Source organism: Streptomyces sp. NBC_01450, from assembly GCF_036227505.1.
Classification (GTDB): domain Bacteria; phylum Actinomycetota; class Actinomycetes; order Streptomycetales; family Streptomycetaceae; genus Streptomyces.
The window spans coordinates 7,444,746-7,456,260 of sequence record NZ_CP109480.1; the positions used below are offsets into that span (position 1 = coordinate 7,444,746).

Here is an 11,515-nt window from a genome sequence, read left to right on the forward strand (position 1 = left end):
AGACAGGACACAGAGAGCTCCCGTGCGGCGCCCGCGCCCCGGACGGCGGCACCGCGCATCGCGCGAGCCGCGGACGTCACCGGCACTGCCGGACCAGGCGCGGCGCCCGGGAGCCTGACGGGAGATCCACCCGCATGCTCGAGCCGACCGAACCCACTGAGGGTTCCGACAACAACAACACTCCGAGCGACACCCTGCCGCCGCGGCGCCGCCGCCGTGCGGCGTCGCGCCCGGCCGGCCCGCCCACGGGCGCGGCCGAGTCCCAGGCCGTGGCCGAGACCACGGCTCCGGCCATACCGCCGGTGGCATCGGCGGAGGCCATTGCCACTGCCGAGGCGCCCGAGGTCATCGAGGCCGAAGAGACCGAAGCGACCGCGGAGACCGAAGGGACGGTGGAGGAGGCGGTGGCGCAGGCCGCTGCCGCCGAGCCGGTCGAACCCGCCGAGGACGCCGCTCCGCGCCGTACGCGTCGCCGCGCCACCCGCCGGGTGTCCGCGCCCGCCGGTGCGCCGGTGACGGGCGAAGCGGCCCAGGCCACGGAGACCGTGGTGTCCGCGCCCGCCGAGTCCGCGACCGAGGCCCAGGTCGAAGAGGCCCCCGCGGCCGAAGCGGCCCCTGCCACCGAGACGGCCCCCGTCGTCGAGGAAGCGGCCCCCGCCGCCCGTCCGCGCCGTCGTGCGACCCGTCGCGCCTCCGCGCCGACCGGTGCGCCCAAGGCGGCCGAGGCCGCTCAGGCCGCCGAGCCCGCTCAGGCCCCCGCGGCCACCGAGACCCCTGAGGTCGTCACGGAGCCCGTCGAGGCGCAGGTCGAAGAGGCCCCCGCCGCCGAGGACGCCGCACCTCGTCGCACCACCCGTCGTCGCGCCACCCGGCGCGTCTCCGCGCCCGCCGGTGCGCCCGAGGGCGACGCCGCCGACGAGCGTGTGGAGGCGCCCGTGACCAGCGAGACCAGCCCCAGCGAGAGCAAGCCCGCCGAGCCCGCCGCCGAGGCCGAGACCGCCGAGGACGGCGCCCCGCGCCGTACCCGCCGCCGTGCCACGCGCAAGGCCGCCGTCGGTTTCTCCGCTCCCGCGCCGAAGGAGGCCGAGTCCGCACGGCGTCCCGCGCGTCCCGCCGTCGCCGTGTTCCAGGCGCCCGTGTTCACCGAGCCGATGTTCCAGACGCCGGAGCGGGCCGCCGCCGCTGCCGCCGCCGAGGCGGCGGAAGTGGCCGCCGAGACCACCGAGGCCCCCGAGGCCGAAGAGGTCGTCGAGGCACCCGTGGCCGTCGAGGAGGAGACCGGCGGACGCCGTCGCCGTCGTCGCCGGGCCGTCGAGGAGGCGCCCGTGGCCGCGGAGCCCGTCGACGAGGTGGAGGAACCCGAGGAGTCGGCCGAGTCCGCCGAGGACGTCGAGGACGGCATCGAGGGTGAGGAGTCCGAGGAGGAGTCCGCGGGCTCGCGCCGCCGTCGCCGTCGTGGTGGCCGTCGCCGTCGCCGTGGCGAGTCCGCCGAGGCGGACGGTGAGGCCGGTGACGACGAGTACGCCGCCGAGCAGGCCGCGCAGGACGCCGAGGACACCGCCGAGCAGGCCGAGGAGGACGCCGAGGAGGCGGACGAGCGCGACGAGCCGGGCGGTTCCGGCTCCAGCAGCAGCCGTCGCCGTCGTCGCCGTCGCCGTCGTGCCGGTGACTCCGGCCCCGAGGCCGAGCCCGGCGAGAACGACCCCGAGCGCACTGTCGTCAAGGTCCGCGAGCCGCGCGGCAAGAAGGACGAGCACCCGTCCGACGAGGTGCAGTCCATCAAGGGCTCGACCCGCCTCGAGGCCAAGAAGCAGCGCCGTCGTGAAGGGCGTGAGCAGGGCCGTCGTCGCGTTCCGATCATCACCGAGGCCGAGTTCCTGGCCCGTCGTGAGGCCGTCGAGCGCGTGATGGTCGTCCGCCAGAGCGGCGAGCGCACCCAGATCGGCGTCCTCGAGGACAACGTGCTCGTCGAGCACTACGTCAACAAGGAGCAGTCGACCTCGTACGTCGGCAACGTCTACCTGGGCAAGGTCCAGAACGTGCTGCCGTCGATGGAGGCCGCCTTCATCGACATCGGCAAGGGCCGCAACGCCGTGCTCTACGCCGGTGAGGTCAACTTCGAGGCGCTCGGCATGGCCAACGGGCCGCGCCGCATCGAGAGCGCGCTGAAGTCCGGCCAGTCGGTCCTCGTGCAGGTCACCAAGGACCCGATCGGCCACAAGGGCGCCCGCCTCACCAGCCAGGTCTCCCTGCCCGGCCGCTACCTGGTCTACGTGCCCGAGGGCTCGATGACCGGCATCAGCCGCAAGCTGCCCGACACCGAGCGCGCGCGCCTGAAGACCATCCTCAAGAAGATCGTCCCCGAGGACGCGGGCGTCATCGTGCGCACCGCCGCCGAGGGCGCGAGCGAGGACGAGCTGAGCCGCGACGTCGAGCGACTGCAGGCGCAGTGGGAGGACATCCAGAAGAAGGCGAAGAGCGGCAACGCTCCGACCCTGCTGTACGGCGAGCCGGACATGACCGTCCGGGTCGTCCGCGACATCTTCAACGAGGACTTCACCAAGGTCATCGTCAGCGGCGACGAGGCGTGGGAGACCATCCACGGGTACGTGTCCCACGTCGCGCCCGACCTGTCCGACCGCCTCTCGAAGTGGACCTCCGAGGTCGACGTCTTCGCGACGTACCGCATCGACGAGCAGCTGATGAAGGCCCTGGACCGCAAGGTCTGGCTGCCCAGCGGCGGTTCGCTGGTGATCGACAAGACCGAGGCCATGGTCGTGGTCGACGTCAACACCGGCAAGTTCACCGGTCAGGGCGGCAACCTCGAAGAGACCGTGACCAGGAACAACCTGGAGGCGGCCGAGGAGATCGTGCGCCAGCTGCGGCTGCGCGACCTGGGCGGCATCGTCGTCATCGACTTCATCGACATGGTCCTGGAGTCCAACCGGGACCTGGTGCTGCGGCGCCTCCTGGAGTGCCTGGGACGCGACCGTACGAAGCACCAGGTGGCCGAGGTGACCTCGCTGGGTCTCGTCCAGATGACGCGCAAGCGTGTCGGACAGGGTCTGCTGGAGTCCTTCTCGGAGACCTGCGTCCACTGCAACGGCCGTGGCGTGATCGTGCACATGGAGCAGCCGACCTCCGTCGGAGGCGGCGGCAAGCGCAAGAAGCGCGGCCGTGGTGGTGCCGAGCAGGTCCCCGAGCACGAGCACGAGCACGAGCTCGAGATCGCGGAGGAGCCGGAGACGGTCGAGAGCGAGGCCGAGGTGGCCGCCGAGGTCGCCGCGCCCGTCGCGCTGGTCGAGGCCGAGTTCCAGCCGGACGAGGAGCTGTACAGCAGCGCCGCCGAGGCGGAGGCCGCGGCTTCCCGTGGCGGCCGTTCGCGGCGCCGGGCGACCCGGCGCGTGTCGGCTCCCGCGGGCGCGCCGAGGGCCGAGGAGCGTGCTCCCCGCAGCCGCCGTGAGGAGCGGGCCGAGCGGACCGAGCGGGCTCTGACCTCCCGCGAGGCCGCCGAGTCCGAGCCGGTCGCGGTCGAGGACCCGGTCGTCGAGGCGCCGGTCGTCGAGGCTCCCGAGGTCACGTCGGCGCCCGAGGCCGTCCCGGCCCCCGTGGCCGCCGTGACCGAGGACGAGGCCGCTCCCAAGGGCCGTACGCGCCGTCGTGCGACGCGCAAGGTGTCGGCTCCGGCCGGTTCCCCGAAGGCGGCGGAAGAGACCGTGGTGACGGTGACGGTCACGGAGCCGGTCGCGGCGCCCGTGTCCGAGGCCGCCGCCGAGGTCGTCGAAGCAGAGCCCGAGCCGGTCGTCGAGGCGCCCGCCGAGAGCGCCGCGCCGGCCCGCCCGCGTCGCCGCGCCGTCCGCAAGACCACCGCGCCCACCGCGTCCGAGGAGGCGGCCGTCGTGGTCGTCCCGTCGGCCGCGGCTGAGCCGGTCGAGGCCCCTGAGGCGCCCGAGACGGCGCCCGAGGCCGAGGCGGAGGCCGACACCGAGGCCGCGGCTCCGGCCAAGAAGACGGCCGCCCGCAAGACGGCCAAGAAGGCGACGGCGAAGAAGGCCGCCACCAAGAAGACGGCGGCCAAGAAGACGGTCGCCAAGAAGGCCACGGCCAAGAAGGCGACCGCCGCGAAGAAGACGACCGCGAAGAAGACCGCGGCGGCCGAGCAGCAGGACCGTCCCACGGTGTCGGCGACCACCGAGGACTGACGCGCAACGGGCGGAGGGGACCGACGGAATTCGGTCCCCTCCGCCCCCGCGAGGCCCGGTTTGACCCCTCAAGCCGGGCCCCGTAACCTAGACCGTCGGCGTGTCCCCTGACGCGCCGCACCCCCGTAAACCTCTTCCTCCCGGAATTCCGCGTGTCATGCGTGTTCGCGTGCCGTGCGCTTCGGGAGAGGCCGCTCGCGCAGCGCGTGGCTGGACTGCGGGGTTCCGTTCCGAGCGAGAGAGAGATCCGCGTGTACGCCATCGTGCGCAGCGGTGGTCGGCAGCACAAGGTTGCTGTCGGCGACATCGTTGAGGTTGACAAGATTTCCACTGCCAAGGTTGGCGACACGGTCGAGCTCTCGACCCTGCTCGTTGTCGACGGCGACGCCGTGACCAGCGACCCGTGGGTCCTTGCCGGCATCAAGGTCCAGGCCGAGATCGTGGACCACCACAAGGGCGTCAAGATCGACATCCTTCGCTACAAGAACAAGACCGGTTACCGCCGTCGTCAGGGCCACCGCCAGCAGTACACGGCGATCAAGGTCACTGAGATCCCCGCGGCTGCGAAGTAAGGGACTGAGGAGAGATGGCACACAAGAAGGGCGCATCGTCCACTCGGAACGGTCGCGACTCCAATGCTCAGCGGCTCGGCGTGAAGCGCTTCGGCGGTCAGGTCGTCAACGCCGGTGAGATCCTGGTCCGCCAGCGCGGTACCCACTTCCACCCGGGCAACGGCGTCGGCCGTGGCAAGGACGACACGCTGTTCGCCCTTGACGCCGGTGCGGTGGAGTTCGGTACCCACCGTGGCCGCAAGGTCGTGAACATCGTTCCGGTCGCCTGACCGGTTCTTTCGCGAGGCGGACCTCACTTCCCGTACGGGAAGCGGGTCCGCCTTTCGCGTGTTCTATAGAGAAGCGGCTCTGTGGCATACAGGGCTGTGCAGGACTTTCGTACGTAACTGGAGGCACATCCCATGACCACCTTCGTGGACCGCGTCGAGCTGCACGTCGCCGCGGGTAGCGGAGGCCACGGCTGTGCCTCCGTACACCGGGAGAAGTTCAAGCCGCTCGGCGGCCCGGACGGTGGCAACGGCGGCCGGGGCGGTGACGTGATGCTGGTCGTCGACCAGTCCGTCACCACGCTGCTCGACTACCACCACAAGCCGCACCGCAGCGCCACCAACGGCAAGCCCGGCGAGGGCGGCAACCGCTCCGGCAAGGACGGGCAGGACCTGATCCTGCCGGTGCCGGACGGCACGGTCGTGCTCGACGGGGCGGGCAACGTCCTCGCGGACCTCGTCGGCCACGGCACGTCGTACGTCGCCGCGCAGGGCGGTCGCGGTGGCCTCGGCAACGCGGCGCTGGCCTCGGCCCGCCGCAAGGCGCCCGGCTTCGCGCTGCTCGGCGTCCCCGGCGACTTCCAGGACATCGTCCTGGAGCTGAAGACCGTCGCGGACGTGGCCCTCGTCGGCTACCCGAGCGCCGGCAAGTCGTCCCTCATCTCCGTCCTGTCGGCCGCCAAGCCGAAGATCGCGGACTACCCCTTCACGACCCTCGTCCCCAACCTGGGTGTGGTGACGGCGGGCGAGACGGTCTACACGATCGCGGACGTGCCCGGCCTCATCCCCGGCGCCAGCCAGGGCAAGGGTCTCGGTCTCGAGTTCCTCCGCCACGTCGAGCGCTGCAGCGTGCTGGTCCATGTGCTGGACACGGCGACCCTGGAGTCCGAGCGTGACCCGGTCACCGACCTCGACATCATCGAGGAAGAGCTGAAGCAGTACGGCGGCCTCGGCAACCGTCCGCGCATCGTCGTCCTCAACAAGATCGACGTGCCCGACGGCAAGGACCTCGCCGAGATGGTCCGCCCCGACCTGGAGGGCCGCGGCTACCGCGTCTTCGAGGTGTCGGCGGTCGCGCACATGGGCCTGAAGGAGCTGTCCTTCGCCCTCGCCGAGCTGGTCGGCACGGCGCGTGCCGCGAGGCCCAAGGAGGAGGCGACCCGGATCGTCATCCGCCCCAAGGCGGTCGACGACGCCGGCTTCACCGTGGTCCAGGAGGAGGACGGCCTCTACCGCGTGCGCGGCGAGAAGCCCGAACGCTGGGTCCGCCAGACCGACTTCAACAACGACGAGGCCGTCGGCTACCTCGCCGACCGACTCAACCGCCTCGGCGTCGAGGCGGAGCTGATGAAGGCGGGTGCCCGCTCGGGCGACGGCGTCGCCATCGGTCCCGAGGAGAACGCGGTCGTCTTCGACTGGGAGCCCACCGTCATGGCCGGTGCGGAGATGCTCGGCCGCCGTGGCGAGGACCACCGCCTCGATGTCCCGCGGCCCGCCGCGCAGCGCCGCCGCGACAAGCAGGCGGAGCGGGACGACGCGGACAAGGAGTACGACGACTTCGAGCCGTTCTAGGCCGACGCTCGGCCGCGAGTTGCTCGCACAGTTCCCCGCGCCCCTTCTTGGGGGCGCGGGGAACTGCGCGTTTTAGGGGCGCGGGGAACCGCGCGATCTTTTGAGGGGCCGGGGGGCGCCGCCCCCCGGCAGGGAGGGGCGCCCTTCGTTTGTTTGTCATGCCCTTGATGAACTCCGTTCAGCGAGCGGGCCACTGCGCCATGTGAGCCTCCCGATGTCCAAGGGGCCACCGACGCAGGGGAGTTCACCCATGACCGGAACCGTCTCGCGCGATCGACGCCGCTTTCTCACCGCCGGCGCGGCGGCCCTGGGCGCCGCCGCGACCAGCCAGTTGTGGCTGTCGGGCACCGCTCGCGCCGCCGAACCCCAGCTCCCCGACGGGGTGTTCACGCTCGGCGTCGCCTCCGGCGACCCGCTGCCGGACGCCGTCGTGCTGTGGACCAGGCTCGCCCCCGACCCGCTGAACGGCGGCGGCATGCCCGACCGCGCGGTACCGGTGCAGTGGGAGATCGCCGAGGACTCCCGCTTCAGGAAGCCGGTGCGCAGGGGCCTCGCGCAGGCGCTGCCCGAGTACGGGCACAGCGTCCACGTCGACGTCCGCGGACTGCGCCCGGGCCGCGCGTACTGGTACCGCTTCCGCGTCGACGGCCAGCTCTCGCCGACCGGCCGCACCCGCACCGCCCCGCACCCCCGCAGCTCGGGCGGCCCGCTGCGCGTCGCGCTCGCCTCCTGCCAGAACTGGCAGAACGGCTACTTCACCCCGTACGCCGACATGCTCGCCCAGGACCCCGACTTCGTGCTCTTCGTCGGTGACTACATCTACGAGTCCGCGCCGGCGGCGACGGCCGTCCGCCGGCACGAGGGCGGCGGGGAGCCGTACACCCTGGTCCAGTACCGCAACCGTTACGCGCAGTACCGCACCGACCCGCACCTCATGGCGATGCACGCCGCCGCGCCCTGGGTGGTCACCTTCGACGACCACGAGGTCGACAACGACTTCGCCGGGGAGATCCCGCAGGACCCGGCCAAGCAGTCGCACGACGCGTTCGTGGCCCGGCTGACCGCCGCCTACCAGGCGTACTACGAGCACATGCCGGTCCGGGCGACCGCGGTGCCGAACGGTCCGCACATCCGGATGTACCGGCGGCTCGACTTCGGCCGGCTGGCCCGGCTGAACGTCCTGGACACCCGGCAGTTCCGCAGCGACCAGGCGACCACCCAGGCGGGCGCCGAGGACCCCTCGACGACCATGCTCGGCGTCGAGCAGAAGGCCTGGCTGCTGCGCGGGCTGCGCCACTCACCGACCCGCTGGAACCTGATCGCCTCGCAGATCATGATGGCCGAGACCGATCTGCAGATCGGCCCCGGCAAGCTCTGGTTCTACGACGCCTGGGACGGCTACCAGGCCGAACGCAACGCGCTCATGGGGGAGTTGGCCGCCGTACGCAACCCCGTCGTGCTGACCGGCGACCGCCACCTCACCATGGTCAGCGACCTCAAGAAGGACTTCGCCGACCCGGAGTCCGACGTCGTCGGCGCCGAGTTCGTCGGGACCTCCATCTCCAGCGGCGGCGACCAGGACCAGGTGGCCTTCCACGATGAGTGGGACCCGCGGATGCCGGACAACCCGCACTGGAAGTTCATCGACGCCCACCGCGGCTACCACCTCTTCGACATCCGGCGCGACGGCATCGACGCCACCGTGCGCGCCCCGGAGACCGTGCTGCGGCCGGACGCCGCGTCCGGCACGCTCGCCCGGCTGCGGGTCGAGGCGGGGAAGCCGGGCGTACGCCTGCTCTGAGCAGAGCTGTTCTGGGACTCCTGGGACTCATGTGGGTCCCAGGACATTCTCAGGTAAGGCTCAGGTAAGAGATTTAACGTCCTTTGACCATGGAGAGCGACTGTACGCATCACGACTCGGCGGCCCCTGAGGCGGAGGCCGGCGGCACCGCGCCGAAGGGCGCCCCCGCGCCGCTGCCCCCCGGCACCCGGCTGCTGCACATCGGCCCGCACAAGACCGGGACCACGTCGATCCAGGGCGCCCTGTTCGCCGCGAAGGACGCGATGGCCGGCCACGGCGTCGACTTCCCGGCCCACAGCAGGCACCCGATGGAAGCCGCCCTCGCGGTCTGCGCCCGCCCGGGGATGATGGGGGACACCAAGCCCACCGAGGGCCACTGGAAGCGGCTCGTCGACGCGGTGCACGCCACCGGCAGGCGCACCTCGGTGGTCAGCAGCGAGTTCTTCGCCGACGCGCCCGACGACGAGTCCATCGCCCGGATCGTCGACGGCCTCGGCCGGGATCAGGTTCATGTCCTGGTCACCCTGCGGCCGCTGGCGAAGATCATGCCCTCGCAGTGGCAGCAGTACGTGCAGAACGGTCTGCGCATGGGCTACGAGGACTGGCTCGAGCACATGCTGCGCAAGGCTCCGTACGAGAAGCCCAATCCGAGTTTCTGGCGCCGCCACCGCCACGACCGGCTCGTCGAGCGCTGGGTGCGGGTCGCCGGCGCCGAGAACGTCACCGTCGTGGTGGTCGACGACCGCGACCGCGATGGTCTGATGCGCACCTTCGAATCCCTCCTCGGTCTGCCCGACGGTCTCCTTCAGCCGGTGCCGGACACGGCCAATCGCTCGCTCACGCTCGCCGAGACCGAAATGCTGCGGAAACTCAATATGGAGTTCCGCGGCAATGGGCTGCCCGACGAGGTCTATTCCAAGATGGTGCGCAACGGCGCCGTCATGCATATGAAGAACACCTGCCGCCCCGCTCCGGGCGACGCGCGGATCACCACGCCCCGCTGGGCGCTGGAGGCGGCCGCCGGTATCGGCGCGGAGATGGCCGAGCGGATAGCCGTCATGGGCGTACGCGTACTCGGTGACCCGGCGTCGCTGTCCGCTGTACCCAGCGTCGGGAGTGCCGGGGAGGCGGAGCCGCCGCGGATCGACCCGGAGGTGGCGGCCCACGCGCTGTACGGGGCGCTCGCCGTGGCGGCCGCGACGCCCACGCATCCCGTCTCTGTGCGCTCGGTCCACCAGACCTCGTCGAAGGAACTCGTCCGGGTCCTCGGTCACCGGGTCATCAAGCGTCTGAAGCGGGCGTGAAGAGCGTACGTAAAACGTGTGCAGTTACTCACAGCAAATCCGGACAATACGGTTCGGGGTCTCGGAAGTCACCTGCATGCAAGGTGAATAGCCGGTTGCGCGCACATATGCAGCAGAGGGCGCTCACCTTGCATGGCAGTAACAGAAAGTGGGAGCATCCCAAAGTTCCCTGTCGCCCCAAGGTAGGTCACCTGTGTCTGAGCACTTTGCCAAACCCCGTACCACCGCAGTGATCCTGGCCGGCGGCACCGGTCAGCGCGTGGGTCTGTCGATTCCGAAGCAGCTGCTGAAGATCGCAGGCAAGGCGGTCATCGAGCACACGCTGACCACCTTCGAACAGGCCGAATCGATCGACGACATCATCGTGCTGATGGCTCCCGGCTATGTGCCGGACGTCGAGAAGATCGTCGCGAAGGCGGGGCTGAAGAAGGTCACCAAGGTGATCGAGGGCGGCTCGACGCGGAACGAGACCACCGAGCGCGCGATCGCCGCCCTCGGCGAGGGTCTGGCCGAGGGCGAGGACGCCAACGTCCTCTTCCACGACGCCGTGCGCCCGCTGCTGTCCGAGCGCGTCATAGACGACTGCGTCACGGCCCTGGGGCGTTACCAGGCCGTCGACGTCGCCATCCCCTCCGCGGACACGATCATCGTGACCCGCACCCACGGCGAGGACGGCGAGTTCATCACCGAGATCCCGGACCGCTCCCGGCTGCGCCGCGGCCAGACGCCCCAGGCGTTCAAGCTGTCCACGATCCGCCGCGCCTACGAGGTCGCGGCCGGCGACCCCAACTTCCAGGCCACCGACGACTGCTCGGTCGTCCTCAAGTACCTGCCGGACGTGCCGATCCACGTCGTCGCGGGCGACGAGTACAACATGAAGGTCACCCAGCCCGTCGATGTCTTCATCGCCGACAAGCTCTTCCAGCTGGCCTCCACCGCCGCCCCCGAGCAGGCCGACGAGGCCGCCTACCGAGAGCTGCTCACCGGCAAGACGGTGGTGGTCTTCGGCGGTTCGTACGGCATCGGCAAGGACATAGCCGAACTCGCCGAGGGCTACGGCGCGAAGACCTACGCGCTCGGCCGCTCGACCACCGGCACCCACGTCGAGAACCCGGAGGAGGTCGACGACGCGCTGTCCTCGGCGTACGCCGAGACCGGGCGCATCGACTACGTCATCAACACCGCCGGGGTGCTGCGCATAGGCAAGCTCGCGGAGACGGACAACGCGACGATCGAGGAAGCGCTGAAGGTCAACTACCTGGCCCCGGTGCAGATCGCCCGCTCCGCCTACAAGTACCTCGCCGAGACCAACGGCCAGCTGCTGCTCTACACCTCCAGCAGCTACACCCGCGGCCGCGCCGAGTACAGCCTCTACTCCTCCACCAAGGCCGCCATGGTGAACCTCACCCAGGCGCTGTCCGACGAGTGGGCCGGCGACGGCATCCGCGTGAACTGCATCAATCCCGAGCGCACCGCGACGCCGATGCGCACCAAGGCCTTCGGCCAGGAGCCCGCGGGCTCGCTGCTCTCCTCCGAGGCGGTCGCGCGTACCTCGCTCGACGTCCTCCTCTCCGAGATGACCGGTCACGTCATCGACGTACGCCAGCAGGACCCGACCGCCGGCGCCGGGCGGGCCTCCGGATTCGAAGCGGCGCTGGCCAGCGTGCTGGATCGTCAGGACGGCGTGGCATAATTAACGCCAATTAGTTTTCTTGGAATTCAGGCCTCTGAGTCTGCGCGTTTGCCGCGTATTCACAGAGGCCTGAGTCCGTAAAATTCCCGCATTGTCCGCGATCGC

7 protein-coding genes are annotated in these 11,515 nt (G+C 70.9%); all 7 read left to right on the forward strand.

Annotated features, from left to right (window positions below; genetic code table 11):
• Positions 1-134 precede the first annotated feature (134 nt).
• The 7 genes from OG568_RS33120 to OG568_RS33150 all read left to right on the forward strand — a co-directional run bounded on the left by OG568_RS33120 (position 135) and on the right by OG568_RS33150 (position 11,410).
• Positions 135-4,202 carry an Rne/Rng family ribonuclease gene (locus OG568_RS33120; protein ID WP_329534196.1) on the forward strand — a complete coding sequence of 1,356 codons (4,068 nt, stop codon included), beginning with the start codon at positions 135-137 and terminating at the stop codon, positions 4,200-4,202.
• Between the two features lie 251 nt (positions 4,203-4,453).
• Entirely contained in the window at positions 4,454-4,774 is a 321-nt protein-coding gene (rplU, locus tag OG568_RS33125) for a 50S ribosomal protein L21 (RefSeq protein WP_006374708.1), read from the forward strand.
• A gap of 14 nt (positions 4,775-4,788) precedes the next feature.
• Positions 4,789-5,043 (forward strand): 50S ribosomal protein L27, encoded by a 255-nt coding sequence (gene rpmA, locus OG568_RS33130; protein ID WP_028802588.1) that lies wholly within the window; start codon positions 4,789-4,791, stop codon positions 5,041-5,043.
• Positions 5,044-5,175: 132 nt separating this feature from the next.
• On the forward strand, positions 5,176-6,612 hold the full coding sequence (obgE, locus tag OG568_RS33135; RefSeq protein ID WP_266413978.1) for a GTPase ObgE: 1,437 nt from the start codon (positions 5,176-5,178) through the stop codon (positions 6,610-6,612).
• A gap of 250 nt (positions 6,613-6,862) precedes the next feature.
• Positions 6,863-8,413, forward strand: a complete 1,551-nt coding sequence (locus tag OG568_RS33140) for an alkaline phosphatase D family protein (RefSeq protein WP_329534197.1) — start codon at positions 6,863-6,865, stop codon at positions 8,411-8,413.
• Between the two features lie 89 nt (positions 8,414-8,502).
• Positions 8,503-9,717 (forward strand): hypothetical protein, encoded by a 1,215-nt coding sequence (locus OG568_RS33145; RefSeq protein ID WP_329534198.1) that lies wholly within the window; start codon positions 8,503-8,505, stop codon positions 9,715-9,717.
• 193 nt (positions 9,718-9,910) lie between these two features.
• The gene (locus OG568_RS33150; protein ID WP_329534199.1) at positions 9,911-11,410 is read left to right on the forward strand and encodes a bifunctional cytidylyltransferase/SDR family oxidoreductase; all 1,500 of its coding nucleotides are present in this window, start codon (positions 9,911-9,913) and stop codon (positions 11,408-11,410) included.
• Positions 11,411-11,515: the final 105 nt, after the last annotated feature.

Excerpts from the sequence above, each read along its gene's own strand:
- OG568_RS33120 (WP_329534196.1), top strand. The coding sequence starts at position 135 with ATGCTCGAGCCGACCGAACCCACTGAGGGTTCCGACAACAACAACACT.
- rpmA (WP_028802588.1), top strand. The coding sequence starts at position 4,789 with ATGGCACACAAGAAGGGCGCATCGTCCACTCGGAACGGTCGCGACTCC.
- obgE (WP_266413978.1), top strand. The coding sequence starts at position 5,176 with ATGACCACCTTCGTGGACCGCGTCGAGCTGCACGTCGCCGCGGGTAGC.
- OG568_RS33140 (WP_329534197.1), top strand. The coding sequence starts at position 6,863 with ATGACCGGAACCGTCTCGCGCGATCGACGCCGCTTTCTCACCGCCGGC.
- OG568_RS33145 (WP_329534198.1), top strand. The coding sequence starts at position 8,503 with ATGGAGAGCGACTGTACGCATCACGACTCGGCGGCCCCTGAGGCGGAG.